The 26,502-nt window shown below is 72.5% G+C and carries 22 protein-coding genes, 1 tRNA gene and 11 pseudogenes; 10 read left to right on the top strand and 24 right to left on the bottom strand.

The features are described 5' to 3' along the window. Positions 1-639 precede the first annotated feature (639 nt). Positions 640-951: a hypothetical protein gene (locus ACZ8AI_RS13500; protein WP_464858648.1), complete on the top strand. Its 312-nt coding sequence runs from the start codon at positions 640-642 to the stop codon at positions 949-951. 73 nt (positions 952-1,024) lie between these two features. Continuing rightward, on the top strand, positions 1,025-1,891 hold the full coding sequence (locus ACZ8AI_RS13495) for an aminotransferase class I/II-fold pyridoxal phosphate-dependent enzyme (RefSeq protein WP_464858647.1): 867 nt from the start codon (positions 1,025-1,027) through the stop codon (positions 1,889-1,891). Positions 1,892-1,985: 94 nt separating this feature from the next. Here ACZ8AI_RS13495 and ACZ8AI_RS13490 read toward each other — a convergent pair whose 3' ends face one another. The 9 genes and pseudogenes from ACZ8AI_RS13490 to ACZ8AI_RS13450 all read right to left on the bottom strand — a co-directional run bounded on the left by ACZ8AI_RS13490 (position 1,986) and on the right by ACZ8AI_RS13450 (position 7,566). Then, on the bottom strand, positions 1,986-2,660 hold the full coding sequence (locus tag ACZ8AI_RS13490) for a nitrilase-related carbon-nitrogen hydrolase (RefSeq protein ID WP_464858646.1): 675 nt from the start codon (positions 2,658-2,660) through the stop codon (positions 1,986-1,988). A 401-nt stretch (positions 2,661-3,061) separates the two neighbouring features. Then, positions 3,062-3,133, bottom strand: a tRNA-Met gene (locus tag ACZ8AI_RS13485). Between the two features lie 116 nt (positions 3,134-3,249). Beyond that, the gene (locus ACZ8AI_RS13480; protein WP_464858828.1) at positions 3,250-3,597 is read right to left on the bottom strand and encodes a hypothetical protein; all 348 of its coding nucleotides are present in this window, start codon (positions 3,595-3,597) and stop codon (positions 3,250-3,252) included. Between the two features lie 349 nt (positions 3,598-3,946). Further along, positions 3,947-4,345, bottom strand: a pseudogene (locus ACZ8AI_RS13475) (UPF0182 family protein); the annotation flags it as partial. Positions 4,346-4,442: 97 nt separating this feature from the next. Beyond that, positions 4,443-4,970: pseudogene (locus ACZ8AI_RS13470) on the bottom strand (UPF0182 family protein); the annotation flags it as partial. Between the two features lie 67 nt (positions 4,971-5,037). Then, a pseudogene (locus tag ACZ8AI_RS13465) lies at positions 5,038-5,598 on the bottom strand (UPF0182 family protein); the annotation flags it as partial. A gap of 94 nt (positions 5,599-5,692) precedes the next feature. After that, a pseudogene (locus ACZ8AI_RS13460) lies at positions 5,693-5,857 on the bottom strand (UPF0182 family protein); the annotation flags it as partial. An 85-nt stretch (positions 5,858-5,942) separates the two neighbouring features. After that, positions 5,943-6,170, bottom strand: a pseudogene (locus ACZ8AI_RS13455) (UPF0182 family protein); the annotation flags it as partial. Positions 6,171-6,366: 196 nt separating this feature from the next. Further along, positions 6,367-7,566, bottom strand: a complete 1,200-nt coding sequence (locus ACZ8AI_RS13450; protein WP_464858645.1) for a YlbL family protein — start codon at positions 7,564-7,566, stop codon at positions 6,367-6,369. A gap of 106 nt (positions 7,567-7,672) precedes the next feature. On the opposite strand from ACZ8AI_RS13450, the pseudogene ACZ8AI_RS13445 reads away from it, so the two are divergent. Both ACZ8AI_RS13445 and ACZ8AI_RS13440 read left to right on the top strand, forming a co-directional pair. Continuing rightward, a pseudogene (locus ACZ8AI_RS13445) lies at positions 7,673-9,064 on the top strand (zinc-dependent metalloprotease). Positions 9,065-9,402: 338 nt separating this feature from the next. After that, complete coding sequence (locus ACZ8AI_RS13440) at positions 9,403-10,023, top strand: hypothetical protein (RefSeq protein WP_464858827.1); 621 nt, start codon at positions 9,403-9,405, stop codon at positions 10,021-10,023. 11 nt (positions 10,024-10,034) lie between these two features. Here ACZ8AI_RS13440 and ACZ8AI_RS13435 read toward each other — a convergent pair. The 6 genes and pseudogenes from ACZ8AI_RS13435 to ACZ8AI_RS13410 form a co-directional block, all read right to left on the bottom strand. Then, positions 10,035-10,115: pseudogene (locus tag ACZ8AI_RS13435) on the bottom strand (hypothetical protein); the annotation flags it as partial. Continuing rightward, on the bottom strand, positions 10,100-10,690 hold the full coding sequence (locus ACZ8AI_RS13430) for a 3'-5' exonuclease (RefSeq protein WP_464858644.1): 591 nt from the start codon (positions 10,688-10,690) through the stop codon (positions 10,100-10,102). The gene ACZ8AI_RS13430 and the pseudogene ACZ8AI_RS13435, both read right to left, overlap by 16 nt. Then, the gene (locus tag ACZ8AI_RS13425; RefSeq protein WP_464858643.1) at positions 10,690-11,100 is read right to left on the bottom strand and encodes a UvrD-helicase domain-containing protein; all 411 of its coding nucleotides are present in this window, start codon (positions 11,098-11,100) and stop codon (positions 10,690-10,692) included. Before ACZ8AI_RS13425 ends, ACZ8AI_RS13430 begins: the two co-directional genes overlap by 1 nt. A gap of 135 nt (positions 11,101-11,235) precedes the next feature. Next, positions 11,236-11,715, bottom strand: a complete 480-nt coding sequence (locus ACZ8AI_RS13420) for a hypothetical protein (RefSeq protein ID WP_464858642.1) — start codon at positions 11,713-11,715, stop codon at positions 11,236-11,238. Continuing rightward, complete coding sequence (locus tag ACZ8AI_RS13415; protein ID WP_464858802.1) at positions 11,712-12,014, bottom strand: NUDIX domain-containing protein; 303 nt, start codon at positions 12,012-12,014, stop codon at positions 11,712-11,714. Before ACZ8AI_RS13415 ends, ACZ8AI_RS13420 begins: the two co-directional genes overlap by 4 nt. Positions 12,015-12,166: 152 nt before the next feature. Continuing rightward, complete coding sequence (locus tag ACZ8AI_RS13410; protein WP_464858641.1) at positions 12,167-12,505, bottom strand: hypothetical protein; 339 nt, start codon at positions 12,503-12,505, stop codon at positions 12,167-12,169. 396 nt (positions 12,506-12,901) lie between these two features. On the opposite strand from ACZ8AI_RS13410, the gene ACZ8AI_RS13405 reads away from it, so the two are divergent. Continuing rightward, positions 12,902-13,921: a phosphotransferase gene (locus tag ACZ8AI_RS13405; RefSeq protein ID WP_464858801.1), complete on the top strand. Its 1,020-nt coding sequence runs from the start codon at positions 12,902-12,904 to the stop codon at positions 13,919-13,921. Here ACZ8AI_RS13405 and ACZ8AI_RS13400 read toward each other — a convergent pair. The 6 genes and pseudogenes from ACZ8AI_RS13400 to ACZ8AI_RS13375 form a co-directional block, all read right to left on the bottom strand. Beyond that, on the bottom strand, positions 13,891-14,325 hold the full coding sequence (locus ACZ8AI_RS13400; RefSeq protein ID WP_464858640.1) for a PD-(D/E)XK nuclease family protein: 435 nt from the start codon (positions 14,323-14,325) through the stop codon (positions 13,891-13,893). The genes ACZ8AI_RS13405 and ACZ8AI_RS13400 overlap by 31 nt on opposite strands. A gap of 1,165 nt (positions 14,326-15,490) precedes the next feature. Then, positions 15,491-16,414 carry a UvrD-helicase domain-containing protein gene (locus tag ACZ8AI_RS13395; RefSeq protein WP_464858800.1) on the bottom strand — a complete coding sequence of 308 codons (924 nt, stop codon included), beginning with the start codon at positions 16,412-16,414 and terminating at the stop codon, positions 15,491-15,493. 227 nt (positions 16,415-16,641) lie between these two features. Then, entirely contained in the window at positions 16,642-16,959 is a 318-nt protein-coding gene (locus tag ACZ8AI_RS13390) for a UvrD-helicase domain-containing protein (RefSeq protein WP_464858799.1), read from the bottom strand. Between the two features lie 415 nt (positions 16,960-17,374). Continuing rightward, positions 17,375-17,899: pseudogene (locus ACZ8AI_RS13385) on the bottom strand (RecB family exonuclease); the annotation flags it as partial. Between the two features lie 68 nt (positions 17,900-17,967). Then, positions 17,968-19,293, bottom strand: coding sequence for a DEAD/DEAH box helicase (locus ACZ8AI_RS13380; RefSeq protein WP_464858826.1), 1,326 nt, complete (start codon positions 19,291-19,293; stop codon positions 17,968-17,970). 265 nt (positions 19,294-19,558) lie between these two features. Continuing rightward, positions 19,559-20,254, bottom strand: a pseudogene (locus ACZ8AI_RS13375) (UvrD-helicase domain-containing protein); the annotation flags it as partial. Between the two features lie 260 nt (positions 20,255-20,514). Between ACZ8AI_RS13375 and ACZ8AI_RS13370 the strand changes: the two are divergent. After that, a complete protein-coding gene (locus ACZ8AI_RS13370; protein ID WP_464858639.1) occupies positions 20,515-20,739 on the top strand; it encodes a DUF3107 domain-containing protein in 225 nt (74 codons plus the stop codon). A gap of 69 nt (positions 20,740-20,808) precedes the next feature. Beyond that, on the top strand, positions 20,809-21,060 hold the full coding sequence (locus tag ACZ8AI_RS13365) for a hypothetical protein (protein ID WP_464858825.1): 252 nt from the start codon (positions 20,809-20,811) through the stop codon (positions 21,058-21,060). 163 nt (positions 21,061-21,223) lie between these two features. On the opposite strand, the pseudogene ACZ8AI_RS13360 reads toward ACZ8AI_RS13365, so the two are convergent. Both ACZ8AI_RS13360 and ACZ8AI_RS13355 read right to left on the bottom strand, forming a co-directional pair. Continuing rightward, positions 21,224-21,475: pseudogene (locus tag ACZ8AI_RS13360) on the bottom strand (ferritin-like fold-containing protein); the annotation flags it as partial. After that, positions 21,475-21,783: a hypothetical protein gene (locus ACZ8AI_RS13355; RefSeq protein WP_464858638.1), complete on the bottom strand. Its 309-nt coding sequence runs from the start codon at positions 21,781-21,783 to the stop codon at positions 21,475-21,477. The pseudogene ACZ8AI_RS13360 and the gene ACZ8AI_RS13355, both read right to left, overlap by 1 nt. 91 nt (positions 21,784-21,874) lie before the next feature. Here ACZ8AI_RS13355 and ACZ8AI_RS13350 point away from each other — a divergent pair, with 91 nt between their 5' ends. Beyond that, on the top strand, positions 21,875-23,362 hold the full coding sequence (locus ACZ8AI_RS13350) for a DEAD/DEAH box helicase (protein ID WP_464858637.1): 1,488 nt from the start codon (positions 21,875-21,877) through the stop codon (positions 23,360-23,362). 84 nt (positions 23,363-23,446) lie between these two features. On the opposite strand, the pseudogene ACZ8AI_RS13345 reads toward ACZ8AI_RS13350, so the two are convergent. After that, positions 23,447-24,321 (bottom strand): annotated as a pseudogene (locus tag ACZ8AI_RS13345) (PHP domain-containing protein). 70 nt (positions 24,322-24,391) lie between these two features. Between ACZ8AI_RS13345 and ACZ8AI_RS13340 the strand changes: the two are divergent. Both ACZ8AI_RS13340 and ACZ8AI_RS13335 read left to right on the top strand, forming a co-directional pair. Continuing rightward, the gene (locus ACZ8AI_RS13340; RefSeq protein ID WP_464858636.1) at positions 24,392-26,080 is read left to right on the top strand and encodes an aminopeptidase P family protein; all 1,689 of its coding nucleotides are present in this window, start codon (positions 24,392-24,394) and stop codon (positions 26,078-26,080) included. After that, positions 25,992-26,435 carry a GNAT family N-acetyltransferase gene (locus ACZ8AI_RS13335; RefSeq protein WP_464858635.1) on the top strand — a complete coding sequence of 148 codons (444 nt, stop codon included), beginning with the start codon at positions 25,992-25,994 and terminating at the stop codon, positions 26,433-26,435. The genes ACZ8AI_RS13340 and ACZ8AI_RS13335 overlap by 89 nt, the downstream gene beginning before the upstream one ends. Positions 26,436-26,502: the final 67 nt, after the last annotated feature.

Genomic DNA, 26,502 nt, shown 5'->3' with positions numbered 1-26,502 from the left:
CCTTGCCCGTACTGGCCCTGGCCCTGGCCGTACTGGCCCTCGCTCGAGGCTGCTGCCCGTACTGGCTCTGCCCGTACCGGCCCTGCCCGGCGTCGCCCTGGCGGTCCGTTCCCGACACACGCGTCGGGCAGACGCCATGTAGCGGTCCGATCAGGGTGAGTCGGTCGACGCTGCGCGATGACGTCGGTCTCGTTGGCGGGAGCAGGGGTCGATCCACATCGGTGTGGTCCGCTCGTGCGTCGCTCGTCCGAGGCGTCGTCCCTGTGCTGGGAATCGTTCGGCGAGGCGTGCTCGGCGGCGGCCTGTTCGGCCGAGTCGTCCGGACGGAAGTCGTCGCCCTGCCCGTTGGGCGTGGTGTTCGTCATGCTGGACGTGCTCCTTTCCAAGCTCGTGCAGTCTGTCTGGACGCACATGAGCGGTGCTCCTGACGACGCTTGCGAGCGACCCTATAGGCGATCTTATGCGTGGCCTGTGCTACGGGTTCCCGGGTGGCATCGGGGCCGGCCCCGCTGGTGGTTGGACGGCACTTGTCATGCCGTCGACCCCCGGAGGGAAACCGCATGCGTCAGGGCAGGACCCTGGTTGCGAGCAGCCACAGGGAGCGATGCTCCTCGGTGCGGACAACGTCCCGGCGCCGACGTGATCTTCGCCGAGATGAGCGCCCTCGCCGCGGCGACGGGCTCGATCAACCTCGGGCAGGGCTTCCCGGACGAGGACGGACCCGTCGCTGGTCCTCGACGCCGCGGTCGAGGCAATCCGCCGGGAGCGTCAACCAGTACCCGCCGGGCCGCGGCACCCCGGACCTCCGTGCGGCGATCAGCGAGCACCAGGAGCAGCTGGTACCGGACAGCCAGGTCGACCCCGACCGCGGGGTGCTCGACTACCGCCGGCGCGACCGAGGCCCTCGCCGCCCACGCTCCTCGCCCTCGACCGAGCCCGGCGACGAGGTGATCTACGTTCGAGCCCTTCTGCCTGACACGTACAGTGCCCTGATCCGACTCACGGGAGCAACAACCCCGTCACGGTGCCCCTCACGGCGCCGGACTTCACCTCGGACGAGGACACCCTCCGGGCAGCGTTCTCGGACCGGACACGCGCCGTCCTGGTGAACACGCCGCACAACCCCACCGGGCGAGCCCTCCCGGCCGAGGTGCTGGCCACCGTCGTCGAACTCGCCGCGCGCCACGACGCCGTCATCGTCACCGACGAGGTCTACGAGCACCTGACCTTCGACGTGCCGCACGTCCCGATCGCCACCCTGCCGGGCGCCGCCGAACGCACCGTGACCGTCTCGAGCGCTGGGAAGACCTTCAGCACCACGGGCTGGAAGATCGGCTGGCTCACGGCTCCCCCGGCCCTGGTGGACGCCATCACGACCGTGAAGCAGTACCTCACGTTCGTCAACGGCGCGCCGTTCCAGCCCGCGGTCGCCGTCGGCCTGCGGCTGCCCGACGCGGTGTTCACCGGGATCGCCGCGGAGCTCTCGGCGAAGCACGACCTGCTCGCCGCCGGGCTCCGAGCAGCCGGCTTCGAGGTCATGCGGCCGGACGGCGGGTACTTCGTCCTGGCGGACGCCGCACCCTCGGGTACGGCGACGCGCGCGAGCTCTGCCTGCGTCTGCCCGAGCTCGCCGGGGTGGTCGGCGTGCCGGTCTCCGCGTTCGTCCGTCCCGACCACGCTGCCGGCTACCGCTCGCTCGTGCGGTTCGCGTTCTGCAAGCGGCGCAGTGTGCTCGAGGATGCTGCCGCCCGCCTCGCGGGTCTCGCCGACCGCGCCTGACGGCCTGGAGGCGCACCCCCACCTCCGCCCCGCCGGTCCCGCCCTGGCGGACGAACGGGTGCGATCGGGCGCTCCCGGCCGGTCCGGGCGTACCGGGTCAATTCGGGCGTAGCTGGTCGAATCGGGCGTACCCGGTCGGAACTTCCGACCTGGTACGCCCGATTCCCACCAGGTGCCGTATTGGTTCCCGCGTCGGCGGCGCGAGGTCAGCGGCGAGGTGCGCCGCGCCTCCCGGCTGCTCGCGCAGCTCCACGTCGTAGCGTCGCAGCGACAGCGAGGGGTTCGTCTGCCGGACCGCCTCGGTGACGGCCGTGTCGACCGTCGCGAGGAGCGTGCCCGGCACGCGCTCCGCGGCGGCGACGGCGACGCCGGAGGTCGAGCACGACCGATCCGCCGATGCCGACCGGCGAGGTCTGCCCGACGCCGACGACCCAGACGGTGTTCTCGATCGCGCGGGCGGTGAGCAGCGTGCGCCATGGTGCTCCCTTGCCCGGACCACGCACCCACTCGGCCGGCAGGACGACGACGTCGGCGGCTCCGTGTTCGGTCGCGGCGAGGCGGCGGGTGACCTCCGGGAAGCGCAGGTCGTAGCAGGTCTCCAGGCCGATCCGGAGGCCGCCGAGCTCGAACACCGGCAGCTGTGCCGGGTCGCCGGACTCGATGCGGTCGGACTCCGAGGAGCCGAACGCGTCGTAGAAGTGCACCTTCCGGTACGCGGCGGCGATCGACCCGTCCGGCAGGACCGCGACGAGCGTGTTCCGGAAGCGGTCGGGCACATCGGCCGTCTCGGCGACGCCGACCACCAGCGCGATGCCGGTGGTGCGGGCGATGTCCTGCAGGCCGGTGACGAACGGGCCGTCGAGTGGCTGCGCGGCGGCCACGAACCGGTCGTCGATGTCTGCCGTGAAGTACGACGTGTACTCGGGCGTGACGAGGAAGACCAGCGCCCCGTGCCGCTGCGTCGACCGCTGCCGCCCGGACGGTCTCGAGGTTGGCGTCTGGGTCGTCCCCGGGCGCGAACTCCGCCGCTGCGATCGTTGAGGGTGCCCATGCGCAGAGCGTACTGGCGGACCGCGCCCGAGTCTCGCGCACGCCGGCCCGAGACTCGTGCTGAGCGACGTCTCGCGCGCTCCGGAGCCCGAAGGTGTCGCTCAGGCCGAGAATCGGGCCCACGAATGAGTGCGCGCGTCCGACGCGGCACGCCGCGGCACGGCGGGCCGGGTGCCGGGCACACGAAGAAGGCCCCGGTCCAGTGGACCGGGGCCTTCTTCTTCGTGACGCTTGGTTGCGGGGGCAGGTTGAACCTACGACCTCTGGGTTATGAGCCCAGGCTACCGAACTGCTCCCACCCGCGGCACGTTGATAAGCCTACACGGGCCGTGGCGGGGCACAAATCGAGTGCCCCGCCACGGTGGCCAGTTCCCGTTCTCGGCTTCGGTGGCCGCCTGGATCGCGTCCTGCAGGCGCTGGTCAGCCTCGGCAGCGGCGACCAGGTCGTTGTCCGCGTAGGCGTCCTGACGGTCCTGCAGCGCCTGCTTGGCGTCGCTCAGGGCCTTCTGCAGCGCCTCCTTGTCGACGGTGCCGGTCGAGCCGCCGGTCGAGCCACCCGTCGAACCGGAGTCGGACGAACCACCGGTCGAACCGGAATCCGAGGCCCGAGTCGGACGACCCGGAGTCGGACGAACCCGAACCCGAACCCGAGTCCGACCCGCCCGCAGCGCCCTGGTCACCCGCGGCAGCGCCGAGGTCACCGCCGAACAGGCTGTTGAGCGCCTCGTCGAGGGTGTCCTCGAACGCGATCTTGTCGCCGAACGCCACGAGGACCTTCTGCAGCAGCGGGTACGAGCCGCTCGACGTCGACTGCACGTACACCGGCTGGACGTAGAGGAACCCGCCACCGACCGGGAGCGTCAGCAGGTTGCCCTGCTTCACGGTCGAGTTGCCCCGCTTCAGGATGTTCAGCTCCTGCGACACCGTGGTGTCCGAGTTGAACAGGTTCTGCACCTGCGCCGGGCCCGGGATGTTGTCCGTCTTCGGCATCGTCAACAGCGTGAGCTTGCCGTAGCCGGACCCCTTCTTCCCTTTGCCGGCACCACCGGCGTCGGAAGTCGACCGCCAGGTACCCGGTCAGCACGTTGCGGTTGTTCGCCAGCGGCTGCTGCGGGATGTAGGTCGTGTACAGCGTGTACGCGGTCCCCTGCCCCGGCACCTTCATCGTGAGGTAGTACGGGTCCTGCAGGTTCGCCCGTGGCGTGGTGGTCGTGCCGAGGGCGTTCGTGCCCGAGTTCGTCGTGGTCGACGTGTCGGCGGTGTCCGACGTGTCGTTCGTCCCCGAGGTCGGTTCCTGCGGCGTGTTCCACGCGTCGTCACCCGAGTAGAACGAGTTCGCGTTCGTCACGTGGTACGTGCCGAGGATGGACCGCTGCACCTTGAACAGGTCGGTCGGGTACCGGACGTGGTCGAGCAGCTGCGCACTCATCTGCGACACCGGCTTGACCGAGGTCGGGAAGATCTTCTGCCACGTCTTCAGCACCGGGTCCTTGGTGTCCCACGAGTAGAGGGTCACCTTGCCCGTGTACGCGTCGACGGTGGCCTTCACCGAAGTTCCGGATGTAGTTCACCTGGTCGGTGCGGTACGCCGAGCTCTCGGCGCCGGCGATGCTGTCCGACAGGCTCTGGCTCTGCGAGTACGGGTAGGCGTCGCTCGTCGTGTAGCCGTCGACGACCCACTGGATGCGGTGGTCGACGATGGCCGGGTACGCGTCGCTGTCGGTCGTCAGGTACGGCGCGACCTTCTGCACGCGCGCGATCGGGTCGCGGTCGTAGAGGATCTGCGAGTCCTTGTTCACCGCGTCCGACAGCAGGATCTGCTCCGACTGGAACTTCGCCGCGTAGACGAGGCGGTTGAAGAAGTTGCCGAGACTCGGACCACCGTTGCCGGCGTACGTCGTCGTGGCGTTGCCGCCGTTGTCGTCGTCCGAGCCGGACAGGTAGTCGAGCTCGACGTTCTTCGAGCCCTTCGGCGCACCGACGATCGAGTACGCCGGCGAGGTCTCGCCGAAGTACACGCGCTGCTGGAAGTCGCCCAGGGCGCCGTTCGACGGGATGCCCGACTCGAGGAACACCGGCTTGCCGTCGCTCGCGCGCTGGTTGCCGAAGGCCGCGGTGACGCCGTAGCCGTGGGTGTACACGGAACGCACGGTTGTACGGCGTGTTGGCCTGCGAGCTGAGGCCGTCGAGGTCGATGTCGCGGACCGCGATCACGGTGTCCTCGGTCTCGCCCTTCACGTCGTAGCGGTCGACGTCGAGCTCGTCCGGGAACTGGTAGTACTGCCGGTACTGCTGCAACTGGCTGAACGTGTCGGACACGATCTTCGGGTCGATCAGGCGGATGTTCGCCGTGGTCTGGGCGTCCTGCGCGAGGGCGCCGGAGCTCGCCTCGGTCGTGGCGTCGTAGTTCTGCTCCTGCACGCCGGAGACGCCGTACGCGTCACGGGTGGCCTTGATGTTCCGCTCGATGTACGCGGACTCGAAGGTGCGCTCGGACGGCTTCACCTGCAGGCGCTGGACGATCCACGGGTAGATGCCGCCGATGACGATCGCCGCGACGAGCAGCAGCCCGGTCCCGACGATCGAGATGCGCCAGCGGCCGATGACCGCGGTGACGATGAACAGGATCGCGACGATCGCCGCGATGCCGGCCATGATCTCGCGACCGGGGATGACCGCGTTCACCTCGGTGTACTGGGCACCGGTGATGAGCGAGTTCGACTTGGTCAGCGCCGCGTACTGGTCGAGCCAGAGGCTGACGGCTTGCAGGGCGATGTAGACGGCCGCGGTGATCGCCGAGCTGGACCCGCGCGGCCTTCGAGATGCGGACCTCGCGACCGCCGAAGCGCATCGCGCCGTAGAGGTAGCAGGCGGCGAGCGCGGCGAGGCCGGCGATGAGCACGACGGCGGACGAGTACGCCACGATCGAGCGCCAGAACGGCAGCTCGAACACGTAGAAGCCGATGTCGAGCCCGAACTGCGGGTCGGTCTTGCCGAACGGCGTCCGGTTGAAGTACTCGAGCACCATGCTCCAGCGCCCCGCGGTCGACCAGTCCGGCGAAGATGCCGAGGACGACCGGGATGCCGATCATCACGGCACGCCGCAGCGGCTCGATGACCTGCTGGTAGCGGTCCAGCTGCGAGTTCAGCTTTGCGTACACCGGCCGGAACCGGAACGCGATCGCGATGCTCGCGTACACGGGTACCGCCATGCCGAGGAAGCCGGCCAGGAACATCAGTGTCCCGGCGATCCACCGCGTGGTGAGGACCTGCTGGAAGCCGAGCTGCGCGAACCACGCGTAGTCGGTGTACAGGCTGGCGAAGATGAAGAAGGCGATCACCAGTGCTGCCAGCACGATGATCGTGACCACGATCGGGACCCGCGGCGATCGCCGCCCGGAAGGAGAAGAACCCGAGGTGGACGAGGTTGTCGTCACTTGATGTGCTCCAGACGTGTCGAACCGGCGGGCCCGGCGCGGCGGGCCGTCAGTGCATCGATCTTATGTGGCCCGACCTCGTCTGAAACTGTACGGCGACTCAGGAAGGCGACCCGCGCCTCCCGTCAGACCGCCTGGAGGGACGGATCGCGACCCGCACGCGCGTCGCGTGGACCGCGTGGCCGGCCCTACGACGTGCAGCGCGCGAGCTTCGCGGTGCTCTTCCCGGAGGCGATCGTCTGCAGGTCGGTGACCGCCTGGTCGAGGGTGGACACCTTGTAGACGTCGAGTCCGTCCGGGACGTGGCCGACGACCTCGCCGCAGTTGTCGGCGGGTGCCAGGAACACGGTCGCGCCGGCGTCGCGGGCCCCGTACAGCTTCTGACGGATGCCGCCGGATCGCACCGACCTCGCCGTCGGCGCTGATGGTGCCGGTGCCGGCGACGTGCTTGCCGCCGTTGAGCTTGCCCGGGGTGATCTCGTCGATGATCCCGAGGCGCGAACATCATGCCGGCGGACGGTCCGCCGACGTCCTGCAACTTGATGGAGACCGTGAAGGGGAAGTCGTACTGCTCGGTCACGCCGACGCCGATGAGCGCGGTGCCCTGCTCGCTGCGCGGGGTGAGCTCGACCGTCTTCTCGGAGCCGTCGCGCTCGACGACGACGGTGGCCGGCCCGGAGGTGCCGTGCTTCGCCACGAGTTCCCGCAGCGTCGTCGCATCGGCGTTGGTCGTGAGGGAGGTGCCGTCGAACGACCGGATGACGTCACCCTCCTCGATGACCCCGTCGGCCGCCGAGCCCTTCTGGACGGTCCCGACCTCGAGGTCGGTCGGCAGCTCGTAGCCCTGCTGGATGAGCGCCGCGGCGACCGCGGACTGCTGCGACTGCTGCATGTCGGCGGCGTCCTGCTGGTTCACCTGGTCCGTCGTCGTGCCGGTCGGGTAGATCGCCTCCGCCGGGATGACCGCCTGCGAGCGGCTGAACAGGGCACGGATCACGCTCGTCCAGGACGGCCGGTTCGTGGCGTCGCCCTGGATCCCCACCGTGAGCATGTCGAGCGCGCCCGCCGTCGGGTAGGTCGGGTGTCCACTGACCTGGATGAGCTCGACGTCCTTCGCGTCCTTGCCGGTGCCCTGCTTCTGCGTGCCGATGGTGTTGTACACGGGGCCTGGAACCTCGATGAGGTACGGGCTCGGCAGGATGCTCGCGAGCAACCCGAGGACCACGGCGCCGATCACGAACGCCCACCCGACCGTCCGGGTGCGCGAACGGCGACGGGGCTCGGCGGCGAAGAGGGTCACGGACGTCCTTCCAGGAGCGGGGTGTTCGCCCTCGGCGCAGCAGTTCGGGCGTTCCCACGGGGGCGTCCCAGGTGCGGCCCCGTGAGCAGCGATTAGCGTAGTCGTCATGCCTGATGAACCGCAGCCGGGGCCGGACGACGACTTCCAGGAGATGCTCCGGGAAGCTCCTGTCCGGCGAGGGCCAGATCGACCCGTCGCAGCTCGCCGGTGCCGCCGGCCTCGCCGAACGACCCGGCCTTCGTGGCGAACCTCATGAGCCAGCTGCAGCGTGCCGCGCAGTCCGGCGGGGACGGCATCGACTTCTCCGTGGCCGCCGAGCGCGCCACCGCCATCGCGCGGGACGGCGGGCACCCGTCGATCCCGCCACGTCGCAGGCTTCCGACCAGGCGTTCCAGGTCGCCGCCCTCTGGCTGGACGAGGCGACCACGGTCGCCGAACTCACCGCGACCCCGAGCCTGTACACCCGCGAGCAGTGGGCGAAGGCGACCACTCCGGTCTGGGCGCAGATCGCCGAGCCGGTGGCCCTGAGCATCGCCAACGCCCTGACCGAGGCGATCGAGCAGCGCGCCCCGGAGCAGCTGAAGGCGATGCTCGGCGACGTGTCGAAGGCGATGCGCGGCGTCGGTGGCGCGCTCTTCGCGATCCAGCTCGGCCAGGTCGTCGGGCAGCTCTCGAAGGAGGTCGTGTCCGGCGGCGACGTCGGCGTGCCGCTCCTCGACGAGCAGGTCGCCGCACTCCTGCCGCAGAACGTGGCCGAGTTCGCCGAGGGCCTCGACGTCCCCGAGGACGAGGTCCGCATCTACCTGGCGGTCCGAGAACTCGCGCACGCCCGGCTCTTCCGCTCCGCGCGCTGGCTCCGGCTGCACATCATCTCGTCGATCACCGACTACGCGCGGGGCATCCACATCCCGTTCGACCGGGTCGAGGAACTCGCGTCCGAGATCGACCCCACGAACCAGGAGCAGCTCCGCGACGCGCTCGCCTCCGGCGCGCTCATCCCGCCCCGCACCGACGAACAAGAGGCAGCGCTCGCCCGCCTCGAGGCGATGCTCGCGCTCGTCGAGGGCTGGGTCGACACGGTGACCGCCGCGGCCACCGCACGCCTGCCGAAGTCCGGCGCGATCGCGGAGATGGTCCGCCGACGTCGTGCGGCCGGCGGTCGGCGAGTCCGCGTTCGCCACCCTCGTCGGGTTGGAGCTGCGTCCCCGTCGTCTGCGCGAGGCCGCGGCGAGTGTGGCAGCACCTCACCGACGAGCTCGGCGCCGAGCAGCGTGACGCGCTCTGGTCGCACTTCGACGCCGTCCCGACCTCCGAGGACATCGACGCTCCGGAGGCCTTCGTGCTCCGGCTGCGGAACCCCGGGCGCTCCGCCGAGGACGACGAGTTCGACAAGGCACTCGAGGACCTGCTCAACGACACGACCGGCGACCGTCCCCGCGAGGACGAGGGCGGCCACGTCGACGAGACCGGCGACGATGGCGACGCTGGGTCCCGGTAGTCCTCCGGTTCTCCACAGATCGGCACCCGGCGCCCCACGCAGACGGCCCGGTCCGCCAGCGTGGGGGCCTGGGCATCCGCATCGATCCGACGCTCGAGTTCGTCTGGCGTGACCCGGCCACCGTCCAGCTCGGGGTCGACCCGCCGCGCGCGTCGTGGCCGTCCCGACCACCGCTGAGGAACGGTTCCACGGGCGCGCTGCGCCGCGAGACCGGCCGTGATGCCCTGTCCGGTGTCGCTGCGACGACCAGGTGCTCCGCCGGAGGTCGCCGCCCGCATCCTCGGTGCAGCGTCCCCGGCCGTCGTCGACGTGTTGCCGGAACCCTCGCCCGTGTCGAGGTGCACGGCACCGGTGCGTTGCCGGACGCGCTGGCGGAGCTCCTCTCCGGCGAGGGCGTGACGGTCGCCCGCACCCGGGCTCCCCGCGGCAGCCCGGTCTGTCCTGCCCGAGCAGGAACCGCGGCTCGCCGTCGTCGTCGCCGACCACGTCGTCGACCCGGCGCTCCGCGCGGCGTGGACGCGCCGGGGCGTGCCGCACCTGTCGGTCGTCGTCGGGGACGGTCGGGTCCGCGTCGGCCCGTTCGTCGTCCCCGGCGCCGGCCCCTGCCTGCAGTGCGTCAGTACGCGCGCGCCGACGAGGACCCCGCGTGGCCGGCGATCGCCGCGCAGGTCTGGGGCCGACCGGTGGCACCGCTCTCGCCCTACCGGATCGCGGCGGTCGCGGTCGCTGCCACCCGCCTGCTCGTCGAGCGGCTCCCCCGCACGACACAGCGACCGCGGGCCGAGCAGCTGGTGTTCGCGCGACGACCTGTCGGTCAGCCTCCAGCCGGTGCCGACCATCCGCGGTGTGCGTGCCGAGCGCTGCAGGAACCGACTCGCCGCCCGGGCGCCCCACGCGTGGAACCCAGTCGCGACCACGTGATCGTCACCGAGCGGCGGGCACGGGTCAGGCCGACGTAGAACAGCCGGCGCTCCTCGTCCACCGCGGTGTCAGCGGTGGCCTACGAGATCGGCAGCAGGCCCTCGGCCGCCCCGATCACCACGACGTTCGGCCACTCCAGGCCCTTCGACGAGTGCAGCGTGGCCAGCGTGACGGCGTCGAGCTCGGGCTCGTGGTGCGTCGCAGCGCGGTCGACGAGGTCCTGGGTGAACTGCTGCATCGTCGCCCCGGCCGGTACGTCCTCGGCGAAGGCCCATGATCGCCTGCAGCGCCTCCCACTGCTCGCGGACCGCGCCGGTGCCCTCGGGCAGGGTCGGGGTCCACCCGCTGACCGCCGCGCGAGGCCGACCCGCCGGGTGAGTTCGTCGTCGAGTCTGCCGGACGCCTCGCCGCGCATGTGGTGGACCGCGAGCTTGACCTCGGGACGGTCGAAGAACCGCTGCCGCCCTGCACCCGGTACGGGATGCCCGCGCGGCCGAGGGCCGACTCGATCGCCGCCGACTGGGCGCCGAGCCGGTAGAGCACGGCGCAGTCACCGTACGCCGCACCGCCGCCGACGAGCTCCGCGATCCGTCGGGCGACCGTCTGCGCCTCCTCGCCGTCGTGGGCGCAGGCGATCACGACGGGCTCAGGTCCGGGCTCGGGGTGCTGGGCGACGAGGTCGAGCGCGCCGGGCTGTCCGCGCATCAGCGCGTTCGCGGCGTGACGACCTCCGGGGTGGACCGGTAGTTCCGCTCGAGCCGCACCACCGACCCGCGCGGGAACTCCGACCCGAAGCCGAGCAGGTAGCGACTCGAGGCGCCGGCGAACGAGGTAGATGGTCTGGCTGGCGTCGCCGACCACGCAGAGGTCGTCGCGACCGCCGAGCCACGCCGCAGCAGGTCGTGCTGCACGGGCGAGACGTCCTGGTACTCGTCGACCACGAAGAACCGGTACTGCTGCCGGACGTACGAGGCCACGCGGGGTTCCGACTCGACCATGCCGAGGGTGGCGAGCAGGACGTCTCGAAGTCGATCTGCCGCCGGTCGTCCTTGAGTTGCTCGTACGCGCGCGCAGCGAGGGTCGAGCACCCGGCGCGGCGGGGTGTCCCGCGGCATCACGCGCTCGGCCGCCGCGGCCTCGTAGCTCCTCGTACGAGAGCATCTGCACCTTGCGCCACTCGACCTCGCCGGCCAGGTCGCGCAGCTTCGAGGCGTCCACCTGCAAGCCGACCGTGTCGGCCGCGTGCACGATCATCCGGCCCTTCGACTCGACGATCCGCGCGGGCGTGGCCGCAGGACGGTGTCCGGCCAGAAGCTGAGCTGCGCTATCGCCGCGGCGTGGAAGGTGCGCGCCTGCACGGTGCCGGCGCCGAGCGTGCGGAGCCGCGAGCGGAGTTCTCCGCGGCGCGGGTCGTGAAGGTCAGCGCGAGGACGTGGTTCGGGGCGTAGGTCCCCGTCGCGACGCCGTACGCGATGCGGTGGGTGATCGCGCGGGTCTTGCCGGTGCCGGCGCCGGCGAGGACGGCGACGGGGCCGAGCAGGGTGCGTGCGACGGTCTGCTGCTCGGCGTCGAGGGCGGCGAGGGCTCGTCCGGCGACGGTGGGCGGACGTCACCGGCAGCGCCACCACCGGCAGCGCGGGTACCGGCAGCGCGGGCACCGGCAGCGCGCCGCCGTCACCACGGGCAGGACCGGCACCGCGGGCAGCGCCGCCGCGCACGGGGTCGATCACGGCAGGTCCAGCGGCCCGCCGTACCACTCCTCGATGATGGCGCGGGCGATCGACGTCCGGCCGGGCAGCAGCAGGGTGTCCCCGGCGCGCTCACGGACGTCCTGGCGGGAGAACCAGCGGACGTCGAGGATCTCCACGCCGTCGGGTCGCGCGGTCGTCGGGTCGCCGTCGACGGCGCGGGCCCGGAAGCCGACCATGAGCGACGCCGGGAACGGCCACGGCTGCGACCCCAGGTACTCGGGCTCCTCCACGTGGACGCCGGACTCCTCGAGGACCTCGCGGCGGACGGCGTCCTCCAGGGACTCCCCCGGCTCGACGAAGCCCGCCGGCAGCGAGTACCGGTTCGCGTCCCACGCGGCGTTCGAGGCCGAGCAGGATGCGGTCGTCGGCGTCCGTCACGCCGACGATGATCGCGGCGTCGGTGCGCGGGAAGTGCTCGTGGCCCTCGGGATCACGGCGGACCCAGCCGCCGGTGACGACGTCGGTGGGCGAGCCGGTGCGCGGGGAGAACCCGTGGACGGCGTGCCAGTTCGCCATGGCGACCGCCTCGACCGCCAGCCCCTGGTCGCGCGCGGACAGCTCGGTGCCGAACCATCCGGAGGCTCACGCGTCGTCGTCCGGCTCGATCGCGGTCGCGGTCGCCGCGTCGACGAAGGCGGCGACGAAGCGGGTGCCGGCAGGCGCGTCCGGGGGCGTCGGACACCGCGCGGCCGAGGTAGAGGGTCACGGTGTCCGCCGGGACCTCGGCGGCCGTGACGAACCGCAGCGTGCCGTCCGCGTTCCGGAGCATCTCCGACCCGCACGGGCGGGAAGCCGCGTCTCAGGGGTCGTCCCGCAGCACCCGGTCGAGGTCGGCGGTCGCGCGGAACTCGCCGTCGCGGTCGAGTTCGTTTCGGGAGAGGGGCAGCCGGCTGGCGAACTCGACGGTCACGGCAGGGGGCTCCTCGGGTCGGATCTGGTCGGGCGAGTGCGGGACACCGCCCGCTCCGGCCGACGCGGGGGCCAGCGTGGCGCACGCTCGACCGCGGTCTGCGGACCTACCTCGATGTGCTGGCGGGATCCCAGTTCACTCTAGCCGCGTTGGCGACCACGGCCGTCCCCGGTCTCGTCGTCACGGGCACGCGCACGCTCGGCTCGGCGGCGTCCGGGGACTACGAATCGGCCGTCCTCCGCGACGCCGGCGGCGCTGGACGGCGATCCGCCGTCCACGCAACCAGCGGGCCGAGGCCCGGCAGTCGGCCGACCTCGTCGCGATCCGCGCGCTGAGCGCCGGGATCCGCACGCGCCTCCCGTTCGACGTGGCCGAGTACCGCGGCCAGGCGCCGATCGGCTCGACCCGCGCCATCGTCACCACCTACCTGCCGGGCTCGCACCCGACCCTCGGGACCCTCGTCGAGCGCCCCGAGCTCGCCACGAGCGTCGGCCGGGCGATCGCCGCGATCCACCAGCTGCCCACGAGCTTCGTCACCGACGCCGGGCTGCCGTCGCTCACGCCCTTCGAGGTGCTGCGCTCCGCCGTCTCCGTGATGGACCGCGCGGTCGCCACGAAGCTCGTGCCTGCCGCGCCAAGGAGCGCTGGGAGGGTGCCGCCCGCGACCAGCAGCTCTGGCAGTTCACGCCGACCGTCGTGCACGGTTCGATCGGCACCGAGACGATCCTCGTCGAGGGCGACGCGGTGTCCGCGGTCATCGACTGGGGCGAGCTGCGGCTCGGCGACCCGGCGAAGGACCTCGCCTGGGTGCTCGCCGGCCGGAAGGACGCGTTCGACACGGTCCTCAGCGCGTACGAGGCCAACGGCGGCGGCCGTGACCGTCAGCTCGCACAGCGCGCACGGGTGCACCACGAGCTCGAGACCGCGCAGTGGCTGCTGCACGGCGTCCAGGCGAAGAGCACCGAGGTCGTCGACGACGCGGTCGCGATGATGCACCGGCTGGTCGACGCGGTGCACGCGCCCAGCGCCGCCCCGGCTGCAGTCCGTCTCCCCGGAGACGATGGAGATCGGCGAGGTCGAGCAGCTGCTGTCGTCGACCGAGCGTCGGCACGGCTGACGGGACCATCCGCCCGTCGTGACCGTCGGGTGGTCGAGACGCACCCGTCTGCCCGGCCGGGAGGCGCGGTGCGGGCCCGCCACGCGCCTCCAGGCCCCGCAGCTGGTCGCGTCGCACCCGCGCGCGCTCAGCCGATCGCGCTCAGCCGATCGCGTTGAGCCAGGCCTGCTCGAGACCGGCGCGGTCGAGGAGTTCGCGGGGCCGGACCTCGAGGTCGTCGGCCACGAAGTAGAACACCGCGTCGACCTCGTCGAGTCGGCCGCCCGGTGAACTCCGCGTACGCCACCCGGTACAGGGCGAGCTGCAGCTGCCGCTTCGCGAGGTCGTCGGCACCCTTCGGCGCCTTGCCGGTCTTCCAGTCGACGACCTCGGCCCGGCCGTCGATCTCGTAGACGGCGTCCAGCTTGCAGACGACGCTGTGGCCGAGGAACGGGATGTGGATCTCCCGCTCGACCTCGATCGGGGTGAGTCCGGCCCACCGTGACCGGGCGAAGGTCGCCTGGAAGTCCGCCAGCCGTCGTGCGTCGTCGTCGGTGACCGCCGCGTCCGTCGACGCGTCCACCACGTCGTCGACGTCGAGGTCGAGTTCGCCGTCCCAGACGTCGAGCGTCTCGAGCGAGCCGCCGCTCCGGAGCGCGCTGCTCGACCCACTGGTGGAAGAGCGTGCCGAGCCGGGTCGCGCGGTACGGCCGTTCCGGCATCGGCCGGCGGAGTCGCTCGGCCACGGCGTCGGGCTCGGCGAGGTAGTCCTTGAAGCCGGACGCGGGCACGCGGTGCGGGACGACGACCCGGTGCCGGGCGCTGCGGTTCGCGGTCCGCTCGGCGAGCAGCAGGTCGATGTCCGCGGCGAACCGGCCGGCGGCGCCGGGGTTGGCGTTCCGCACCCGGTCGGCAGCGGCGACGACCCGGGCGGCGCGGTGCCCGAACGGCACGTGCGGCCACGACTGGGTGGCGCCGGCGTCGCCCAGGGGGTTCTCCTCGTGCTCGGTGGTGTCCGGGATCGCCGCAGCGTCGACGATACCCGCTTCGACCAGGTCGCGGAGGTACCGGCTCGGCTCGGTCGGCCGGACCCCCCCCGCCCAGAACGACCCGCTCACGAGCAGGTCGTGCTTGGCGCGGGTCAGGGCCACGTAGGTCAGCCGGCGCTCCTCGTCCTCGTTGCGGGCCTTCACCTGCTCCTTGTAGGCGTCAATCGCGAGTGTGACGTCCTTCTGGTTGTCGTGCCCGCGCCAGTCGAGCCGCGGGAGCTCCTCGGCGTCGCCGCGGAACTCGTACGGCAGCCGCCCGAAGCCGATCCAGCCGGACGAGCCCTCCTGCGGACGGGCCGGCAGCGCACCTCGACCAGGCGCGGCACCGCGACCGCGTCCCACTCGAGGCCCTTCGAGCCGTGGATGGTCAGGATCTGCACCGTGCCGGCCTCGGGCTCCTCGGGCGGGGGCCCATGTCGTCACGGCGGGCGGCGGCGTCGATCCAGCCGAGGAAGGCTCCGAGGTCGGCGCGCTCGTCGGTCGTGACGAAGCCGGCCAGCTCGTCGATGAACGCGTCGAGGAACGACTGCCCTGCTCGTGGGCGGCGACCTCGATGTCGAGGCGCATCTCCTGCACGACCAGGGTCACGAAGTCCACGAGGTCACCCGCGGCACGCGATCGCAGCGACGCGAGCTGCTGCCCGAGCTCGCGCATCCGGCGGCGACCGACGTCGCTGATCTCCGCAGGGCGCCGTGCTGGTCAGGTGCCGTGGCGACGAAGTCGAGCGCGTCGACGATCGACCCGTGCTCCCCGCCGCGACCGGCGCCCGGAACGCCGCGGTGAGGAGTCGTCGTCGAGGCGCTGCTGCGTGTGGTCGCGGCCGAACAGCCGCACCGGGCGAGGGCGTGCAGGGCGGCGATGTCCGCCATGGCGATCCGCCACCGCGCCCCGGCGCGGCAGCCGGATCAGGTCGTTGCCCGCGGGCCGGTCGTGGAGGCACTCGCGGGCGCGCGTCGGGATCGACGATCTCCGGGCCGCTTGAGCAGGCCTGCCCGTCCCGACGCACGTCGGCAGCGGCACGCGGCGCGGATCGCCGGGCGCAGCCCTTGGCGAAGGCGGCGAGGTCCTTTCCGGGAGCGCACGCAGCGGGCGTGAGCGACCCGCCCAGGTCGGCGGCGCGACGCTCGGTCGAACCTCTCGGCGAACGGCTGCGGCCTCTTCCGGTGAGGGTCTCCGGGAACACCGCATGGACGTTGCCGGCACGGTCGCCCGAGGGCGCGGGGACGAGCCGTTCGACGTCGACCTCGGAGGCCTCGGACAGCAGCGCGGCGACCGCGTTCGCCCCGGCGAGGACGTCGACGGGGTTCCGCCAGCTCGATCGAGAGCGCGAGGAGGTGGCCGGTCGCTCCCCCCGCTCGGGCTCGCCGAAGTCGCGGGGGACCCGGGCGAGGATTCGCCGCACTCGCGCCGCGGAAGCCTGTAGATGGACTGGTGCGGGTCGCCGACGGCCATCACCGGGTGTCCGCGGAACAGTCGGGCGAGGAACCGGGTCTGCACGACCGAGGTGTCCTGGTACTCGTCGAGCAGCACGACCTTGTAGCGCTGCCGCAGGTCGTGACCACGCTCGACCGGGGCCGACTCGGCCGCGGCGAGGGCCAGCGCGATCTGGTCGGAGAACTCCACGAAGCCGCGGTCGACCTTCTGCCGACGGAACTCCTCGACCAGGTCGACGAGCGGTTCGAGGGCGCCGATCGCGGCGACGGCGTCGGTGACGGCCTTGTACGGGGTGCCGCCCCGGGAGCTGCCGGGCGGTTCGAGCAGGCCGGCGAAGTCGATCGCGAACCGACGCAGTCGCTCGGGCTCGACCAGGTGCTCGGACACCGCTCCGGCGAGCGCCACGACCGCCGCGGTCACCGTGTCGACGTCGCGGTCGAGTCCGGCCAGTCGGTCGTCGCGCGCGCTGACGACCACCCGGCGGGCGAGCTGCACGCGGACGGCTCGGTGAGCACCTGCGATTCGCCGTCGCGGCCGACCAGCAACGCGTTCTCGCGGAAGACGGAGTTCGCGAAGGCGTTGTAGGTGGACACCGTGGGGGCCTCGAACGCGTCGCCGGCGTCGAGCAGTCCGACGTCCTCGAGCGCGCGGATGCGGTCGTTGATGCGGACCGACAGCTCGCCGGCGGCCTTGCGCGTGAAGGTGAGTCCGAGGATCCCGTCGGGGCGGACCATGCCGTTCGCGAGCAGCCACACCACGCGGGACGCCATGGTCTCGGTCTTCCGCTGCCGGCACCGGCCACCGAGCGCGGGCTGCAGCGGCGACTCGATCACGGCGCGCTGCTGGGCCGTAGGACGCGGGCGGCCGAGGGCGTCCGCGATGGTGTCGGCGTCGTGCAGCGGCCCGCTCGCGACTGCGGGCGCGGTCGCCGGTCCAGGCCGCGGGCGCGGGCGCGGAGGGCTCGATCACCTGTTCCTCGTTCACCAGGTCACCTCGCCGACGACGTGGATCCGGCGCTCGACGCCGGTCCGGGCCTTCTCGCAGTGGCCGTCGACGTTCGCCAGGAACGTCCGGCCGGCCATCCCCCGGGGCGACGGTGTGCAGTCGCTCGCGGTAGGCGTCACGGGCGTCGGCGTCGAACGCCTGCTGGGTGCGCTCGGAGAACGCGTGTCCGCCGCGGGGGTTCTGCACGAACACCAGGCGGGCGTCGGCCATCACGGACCCGGCGGGCACGCCCTCGACCGCGCCGTCCTCGACGGCCAGCTGGTACGCCCCGAGCTGCGGGTGCTCCGGCATGTCCTTCTTCTCGCTCGGCATCGACCGTCCGGTCTTCAGGTCCACGACGCTGACGCGCCCGTCGGGGTCGACCTCGATCCGGTCGATGCTGCCGCGCATCCGGGCCGGACCGGTGACGAGGGCGAACGACGTCTCCGCACCGAGCAGCCGACGTCCGGCACTGGCGAAGGTGCGGAGGTAGTCGCTCAGTCCCTCGACCATCCGACGGGTCCGCGCACGCTCGCGGTCGGCCACCCACGGCGACTCGAACGTGAGCTCGTCCCAGCGTCCTTCCACGTGGGCCCACAACGACTCGACGTCGACCTCGGTCGCGTGCTCCATCGCCTCGTGCACGATCGTCCCGATTCCCATCGCCGGGCTCGGAGCGCTGCCGCCGAACGTCTGCACGAACCAGTGCACGGGGCACTCCTCGAAGGTGCCGATGCGGGACGGGGACACCGACACGGTCAGGGCCACCGGCTCGCCGCCCTCGGGGTCGTCCGGGTCGGGGAGCGGCTCGGCGTCGAGGTCGACGAGTGGCGTCTCGGTCGAGGGCTCGGCCAGGCCGTACCAGTCGTCCGGCGACGCCCCCGGTACCTCGGCCTCGGACAGGCGCGCGAGTGCCGAGGCGGCCTCGTGGTCGCCCACGCGACGACCCGGCGCCGGAGCGAACCCGCCAGACCGCGCAGGGACAACGGGTGGGCGGTCGGCTGGCGGTCGGGCGGGACCGGCACGAGGCGCACGAACGGCGATGGAGCCTCGTCGTCGTTCGCGACCGTGCCGATGACGACCTGGGTGGTGGCGCGCGAGGCGGCCCGCGCGAAGAGCCGGAGTTCGTCGGCGATCACGGCGGCGGCGGTCGTCGACGGCGGCGTGGTCGATGCCGCCGCCGCCCGGACCAAGCCGTCCGGGTCGAGCAGGCTGCCCCGCACCCGGGTGTTCGGCCAGACGCCGTCCTGCAACCCGAGGACGACGACGACGTCGCACTCGAGGCCGATGGTCGCCGACGGGGTCAGCACGCGCACCTGACCCGCGGTCCGGTCGGGACCGATCGAGTCCTCGGGCAGGTCGGAGCCGAGCAGGTCGTCGACGAACACCCGGGCCGGGGCGTCCGGCGTGCGCTCGACGAAGCGCTTCGCCGCGGTGAAGAGCCCGACCACGGCGTCGAGGTGGCGGTCGGCCTCGGCCGCCGACCCCCACCGGATGCGGATTGCGCACCCCAGCTGCCGGCCAGTCCGCTGCGCTCCCAGAGCCCCCAGAGGATCTCCTCGATGCTGGCGTCGGCCGGCGTCGGCCCGTGCCTGCACCAGGCTCCGTGCGAGCCGGGTCGCCCGCCGCGCGAACCCGGCGTCGACCGTCGCGAGCCGCTCGGGCGCCCCGAGTGCGTCGACCAGCAGTTCGTCGGCGTGCGACTGCCCCCGCCGGCGAGCTCCTCGCGACGCAGCGCGAGCCGAGGGTCGGCGCATCGCCAGGGTGTCCAGGCCACCGAGCGGACCGGTCGCGAAGGCGGTCGCGAGGACCGCGTCCAGCGGCAGCACCCCGAGCGCCACGGCAGCGGCGTCGAGGAGCGACCGGGCGGCGGTGTCGTCGCGGGGACGGACGGGCGCGGCGCCGGCGGTCGCCGGGACCTCGGCCACGGAGAGCGCCCGGACCAGTTCGGGGATCGCGGCGCCGCTGCGGGTCACGACGGCCATCCGGTGCCACGGCACGCCGTCGAGCAGCCGGTGTTCGCGGAGCCGCCGAGCGACCGCGACGACGAGGGCCGCGCGGCTCGCGCCCTCGAGGTGGACCACGGCGTCGGGGCGGGCGTCCTCCGTCGTCGCCGTCGCCGTGCGCTGCCGTCCGGCAGCGGCCGTGCCGATGCGCGCGGTGATGCCGGCGACGAGGCGCCCGGATCGGCTCGGGGTACCGGTGCACCGTCGTCAGCACGACGTCATCCACGCGGTCGACGCCGAGCCGCACCGCCAGCCGCCCCAGGACGTCGGGCTCGGCACCGCGGAACGCCGAGGCGGCGATGTCCGGGTCGCCGAACGCCACGACCTGCACGCCGGACCGTGCGAGGGCCCCGAGCAGTGCGATCTCGCCCTCGACCAGCTCTTGGGTGTCGTCCACGACGACGAGCCGAGTGCCGCGACGCTCGCCGGGACCTGCCCGCGCAGGACGGCCGCGGTGGCGTACGCCACGAGCTCGGCCGCGTCGAGGCTGGTGGCGCGGAAGGCGGTCACGGCCGCGCGGTACTCGTCCACGAAGTCCCCGACGGCCCGCCACTCCGGACGCCCGGTGTCGTCCCCGAGCTCGCGCATGTCCTCGGGTTCGACGCCGGCGGCCACCGCACGCATCATGACGTCGCGGAGCGCCGTGCGGAACCCGGCGCGCTCGCGGACCACCGCCGTGATGGGTGCCGGCCAGTCGGGGCCGGTGCCGTCGAGCTCGTGTCCGTCGAGCAGGTCGGCGATGATGCGGTCCTGCTCGCCACCGGTGAGGAGGGTGGGGCGGTTCCTGCAGCTGCACGGCCGCGGCGTGCGCGACGATCTGGAACGCCAGGGAGTTCACGGTCCGCGCGAGCGCACCGGGGACGGCACGCTCCACCGAGGCCGCGAGCCGGTCACGCAGCGCGGTGGCCGCCGTCCGCGACGAGGTGAGGGCGAGCACGCCGGCGTGCCCGTCCGGGGAGATCCCGTCGGCACGACCGAGCCGCGCGGCGACCAGCCGCGCGAGCGTCGTCGTCTTGCCGGTGCCCGGTGCCCCGATCACGGCCGCGTGCCGACCGTCCGGCAGCGCGAGGACCGCGGCCTGTGACGGGTCCGTCGCCAGCGCACGCGAGACACCCTCGGGGGCGGGTGCGGGCGTCAGCGTGGTCGTGGGCACCCTCGTACGGTAACCGCCGCGACCGACACCGGCCGGCCGCCACGACCGCGGCCCGGAGACCGGTCGTCGGGCCACCGGCGCACGCGTCCCGTGCGCCTGCGGCGAACGTCCGATGTCCCGGTGGGGCGCTCGGATACGCTGTGCTCGTGGACATCAAGATCGGCATCACCAACAGCCCCCGCGAGATCGCCTTCGAGACCGCCCAGACCGCCGACGAGATCGAGAAGGCCGTGTCTGAGGCCCTCGCGGCGAAGTCGACGCACCTCTCCCTCCAGGACGAGAAGGGTCGCCGGTTCATCGTGCCGGTCGCCTCGCTCGCCTACGTCGAGGTCGGCGCCGAGGAATCCCGCCGCATCGGCTTCGTCGCCTGACGACGTGGAACTGCTCTTCGCGGTCCTCGGCGGTCTGATTGTCGGGGCCGTCGCCCACGTCGTGCTGCCGTGGCGGTCGACGCGTGGTTCCTGCTCGGCCCGGCGGTCGGCGGCGTCGTCGCCGCCGTCCTCTGGGAAGCGCTGAGCTGGGCGGGCTGGAAGTACGACGGCACGTGGATCTGGGTCGTCGCCCTGGTCGGCGCCGGCGTGCTCGCACTCGTCGCCGAGTGGGTCCTCGGCAAACCGTCGCACCGCGGCCGACACGGCCTACTACGAGCGGGTCAAGGCCCAGGGCGCCTAGCCCCGACGGGCCCAGCCTGACGGTGTCAGGCCGTCGAGGCCGAGGTGCGTCCATCCGCCGGGTGTGCGCGGCGATGAGCTCGGTCCAGACCGGCTCGAGCCGCTCCTGGTCCTCGCGCGCGTGCGACGCCAGCGCCGACCGGGCCACGAGCAGCGTGTCCCCGACGAGCCGCCGGCCCCACATCGCCAGGCGCGAACCGACCTGCGGTTCCTCGTCGATGCGGGCCGTCAGTTCCTCGACCACGGCCGCTTCCTCGCGCGCGTCGAACACGGTGCGGAGCCGCTGTCGGACGTCGGTCGGCAACGAGCGGAGCAGGCTGCCGAACAGGTCGTTCAGGATGCCGGCGGTCACGTACCCGGTGAGCATCGACTCGTACCAGTCCGCACCGCTCGTGCGCTCGAGGAAGAGGTCGATCGCCTCACGGTGGGGTGCCATCAACGCGGCGGGGTCTCCCCGGACCGCTCGATCTCTGCGACGATGGTCCGGTGCCGTTCGAGCGCGGTGGTGGCGAGCACGCCGGTCACCAGGCGTCCGGACAGCGTGGGGGCACCGGCTCCGGCGCGGCCCATGGTCTCGTAGAGCGACAGCTGCAGGTAGGCCGCCTGGCCGAGGTAGACGTCGAGCTCGGGGCTGACGTCGTCCAGCTGCAGGCGTTCCACGGGCGAGGCGTTCCGCGGGTTGCGCGACGCGAGCCACGCGGCGGCGAGCTGCGCAGCGCGCTTCCGGTTCCACCACGACACCACCCGAAGAGCATAGCGGAACCCACCCGCACCCACGCCCGACACGGCCCGTCGGTAGACTGGTCGGGACTTCCACCAGAACTAAGGTGATTCTTTGACTTTCTCAGACCTCAACATCGAGCAGGACATCGTCGATGCGCTCGCCGGCAAGGGCATCATCGAGCCCTTCCCGATCCAGCAGCAGACGATCCCGCTCGCCCTCACCGGCCAGGACATCATCGGCCAGGCCAAGACGGGTACCGGCAAGACCTTCGGGTTCGGCCTCCCCCTCATCCAGCGTCTCGGTGCCGACCCGGCCCCCGGCGTGAAGGCCCTCGTCGTCGTCCCCACCCGCGAGCTCGCGGTGCAGGTCACCGAGGACCTCGAGCTGGCTGCCTCGAACCGCCCCACCACGATCGTGTCGATCTACGGTGGCAAGGCGTACGAGGGCCAGATCGAGCAGCTCAAGGCCGGCGCGCAGATCGTCGTCGGCACCCCGGGCCGCCTGATCGACCTGCAGCGCCAGCGCATGCTCGACCTCTCCCACGTGCAGGAAGTCGTCCTCGACGAGGCCGACCGCATGCTCGACCTCGGGTTCCTGTCGGACATCGAGCGCATCTTCCAGGCCATCCCCGAGGTGCGGCACACGATGCTGTTCTCGGCGACCATGCCCGCTCCGATCGTGGCGCTCGCCCGCCGGTTCATGAGCCGCCCGGTGCACATCCGCGCGACCGACCCGGACGAGGGCCTCATGCAGGCCAACATCAAGCACCTCATCTACCGGGCGCACTCGCTCGACAAGGACGAGGTCATCGCCCGCATCCTGCAGGCCGAGGGTCGCGGCAAGACCGTCATCTTCACCCGCACGAAGCGTGCCGCGGCGAAGCTGGTCGAGGAGCTGAAGGACCGCGGGTTCAACGCCGCAGCGGTGCACGGCGACCTCAACCAGGAGCAGCGCGAGCGCGCGATGGCCGCCTTCAAGGCCGGCAAGCGCGACGTCCTCATCGCCACCGACGTGGCTGCGCGCGGCATCGACGTGGACGACGTCACGCACGTCATCAACCACACCATCCCGGACGACCCGGACACGTACCTGCACCGCGCCGGCCGCACCGGCCGTGCGGGCAAGACCGGCATCGCGGTCACGTTCGTCGACTGGGACGACCTGCACAAGTGGACGCTCATCGACAAGGCCCTCGAGTTCGGCATCCCCGAGCCCGTCGAGACCTACTCGTCGTCGCCGCACCTGTTCGAGGAGCTCGACATCCCCAAGGGCACGAAGGGTCGCCTCCCCGGCGCCTCGGCCCACGCCGCCTCCGCCGGCGGTCCCGCCGAGCGGAAGACGGGCGACCGACCGCCGCGCACCGGCTCGCGTCCGGCACGCAGCCGCACCCGGTCTGGAGGCACGGACACGCCCGCCTCGGAGGCCCCGGCATCCGAGTCCCCGGCTGCGGCATCCGCGTCCGGCCCGGCAGAGTCGGCCGAGGCCAGCTCGGCCGACGGCGCCGCGAAGCGTCGTCGTCGGCGTCGCCGCCGCGGGTCGGGCACCGGGTCGTCCGAGGCGACCGCCTCGGCACCGCAGGGCACGTCGGACGGCGAGTAGCGCCTCCAGGACGAAGGGTCCGTCGCTGACGCGACGGCCCCTTCGTCGTCCCCGCCGACCATGCTGGCCGAGACTCGGGTCGGATCAGGTCAGGCGCGAGCCCGCGCCGACGACCGGCGCGCTGCCGCTGGCCTCGGAGCGGATGGCGTCGAACGACACGAGGGCCGTCCGGTGTTCGCCGAGTCGGTTCGGCTTGCCGGTGCCGTGGTAGTCGCTCGACCCCGTCACGAACAGGCCGTAGCGCCCCGCCCAGTCGAGGAGCGTCCGCTTGCCGTGCGCGAGGTTCTCGCGGTGGTCGACCTCGAGCCCGCCGAGCCCGGCTTCGACCAGGTCGCGGAGCATCGGCTCGTCGATGACGATGCCGCGCGAGGACGCCGCCGGGTGCGCGATCACGGGCACACCGCCAGCCTGCCGGATAGAGCTCGACGCCACGGAGCGGGGTCGGGGCGTCGTGCGGCTCGTAGTAGCCCGAGGACGGGTGGAGGATGCCCCGGAACGCCGCGCTCCGGTCGACCTCGAGCCCGCGCGCGACGAGGGCGTCGGCGATGTGCGGGCGGCCGATGGTGGCACCGGCACGGGACTGCGCGATCACGTCGTCCCAGGTGATCGGGTGGTCGCGACCGATGCGGTCCACCATCCGACGGGCGCGCGCGAGTCGGCCGTCGCGGATCCGGCCGGTCTCCTCGACGAGGCCGGGGTGCTCGGGGTCGACCAGGTAGCCGAGGACGTGGACGCTGCGGTACCCGACGCGCGTGCTGAGCTCGAGGGCCGGCAGGAGGCGTGAGCGGCAGGTCGCGAGCGGTCGCCGAGGCCTCGGCCCAGCCCGCCGTCGTGTCGTGGTCCGTCAGGGCGACGGCGTCCAGCCCGGCGGCCGCTGCCGCTCGGACGAGGTCCGCGGGTCGCTCGGTGCCGTCGGAGACGCTCGAGTGCGCGTGCAGGTCGATGAACGGATCGGGCACGGCACAATGCTATCCACAGGTGAGGGAGGCGCACAGGACGAGGTCCTCCGGGCGGTGCGATGATGGGTGCATGTCCGACACCACGCCCCGCGCGACGAGCAACCGTTCCACGACCCCCGGGTCCTCGACGTTCAAGGACTACATCGGGTCGCAGTGGGCCGATCGCGACCGCCCGCTGCCCGAGCCGCGCGAGCAGGCCGCCTTCGCCGCCGAGCGACGCGCACGGATCTCCGAACTGCACCCCGGTCGCACCATCGTCGTGCCGGCCGGGCAGGCGAAGGTCCGCTCGAACGACTGCGACTACCCGTTCCGTCCGCACTCCACGTTCGCGCACCTGACCGGGTGGGGCACCGACACCGTCGTCGGCTCCGTGCTCGTCATGACGCCGAACGGCTCCGGGCACGACGCCACCGTCTACTTCCGGGCGACCGCCGGCCGCGACTCCGAGGAGTTCTACGCCAATCCCGAGATCGGCGAGTTCTGGGTCGGACCGCGCCCGTCGCTGGACGAGGTCGCAGCGGACCTCGGCCTCGCCACGGCCGACCTCGCCGCGTTCGACGCCGTGACCGCCGGGCTCGACACCTCGGCGCTCCTCGTGCGCGAAGCCGACACCGACCTCACCCGGGCGCTCGACGAGCGACTCGGCAGCGCGATCGGCGGCGCACCGGAGGCCGACGGCGTGCCGGCGACCGACGACGTCCTCGCCCGCGACCTGTCCGAGCTGCGCCTCGTGAAGGACGCGTACGAGGTGCACGAGCTCCGCAAGGCCGTCGACGCCACGAAGGCCGGGTTCGACGACGTCATCGCCGACTTCGACGCCGTGCTGGCGCACCCCCGTGGCGAGCGCATCGTCGAGGGCACCTTCAACCGCCGTGCCCGCGCCGACGGCAACACCGTGGGCTACGACACGATCGCCGCCTCCGGCCACCACGCCTGCATCCTGCACTGGACCCGGAACGACGGTGCGGTGCAGCCGGGCGACCTGATCCTCATCGACGCCGGGGTCGAGGTCGACTCGTTCTACACGGCCGACATCACCCGGACGCTGCCGGTCAGCGGCACGTTCACCGACGTGCAGCGCCTGGTGTACGAGGCCGTGCTCGAAGCCGCCGACGCCGCGTTCGCGATCGTGAAGCCCGGCATCACCTTCCGCCAGGTGCACGCCACCGCGATGGAGGTCATCGCGCGGAAGACCGCCGAGTGGGGCTTCCTGCCCGGCACCGCCGAGGAATCGCTGCAGCAGGACAACCAGTTCCACCGCCGCTACATGGTGCACGGCACCAGCCACCACCTCGGCCTCGACGTGCACGACTGCGCGAAGGCCCGTCGCGAGATGTACATCGACGGCATCGTGCAGCCCGGCATGGTCTTCACGATCGAGCCCGGACTGTACTTCCAGCAGGACGACCTGACCGTGCCGGAGGAGTTCCGCGGCATCGGCGTCCGGATCGAGGACGACATCCTCGTGACCGAGGACGGCGCCGAGAACCTGTCGGTCGGCATCCCCCGGACCCCCTCGGAAGTGGAGGGGGTGGATCGCCCGCTCCGGCCGCTAGGGCCTGAGCGGGTGACGACGCCCGAGGTCTCCCCCAGCACGAACCACAGCACGAACCCCAGCGCGAACCCCCGGCCAGCGCCCCGCCACCGCGGCGGGCGCCCCGGCCGTGTTCGTGATCGACGTCGAGCACTTCGACTCCCCCGACGCCCAGCGACTCCGTGCCGCCCAGCGTCTCGAGATCGACCGTGCCTACGGCGGTGACACCGAGCCGGGCGAGAAGCCCACGGCCGAGTCGATCGCCGTGTTCTTCCTCGCCCGCGACGAGGACGGCACACCGCTCGCCTGCGGCGGACTGCGGGTCGTGCAGGACGGCATCACCGAGATCAAGCGGATGTACGTCCGGCCGGAGTCGCGCGGGTCCGGTGTCGCTGCGGCCCTGCTGCGTCGGCTGGAGGAAGCCGCGCTCGACCTCGGGTCACCGGCCCTGGTGCTCGAGACCGGCACCGAGCAGAAGCGCGCGATCGGGTTCTACGAGCGCGAGGGCTTCTCGCGCATCGCGAACTTCGGTCCCTACGTCGGGGCCCCGCTCTCGATCTGCTACTCGAAGGTCCTGTAGCCCGCGATCCCGGTGCCGAGCGCACGGCCGCGGGCTCGCCCGTGAGATCGCACTTCTGCGGGCGTCA

It is taken from the genome of Curtobacterium sp. AC273 (assembly GCF_979253735.1).
Note: the sequence above shows the minus strand (reverse complement) of the source record. Positions and strands in the feature narration are given on the sequence as shown.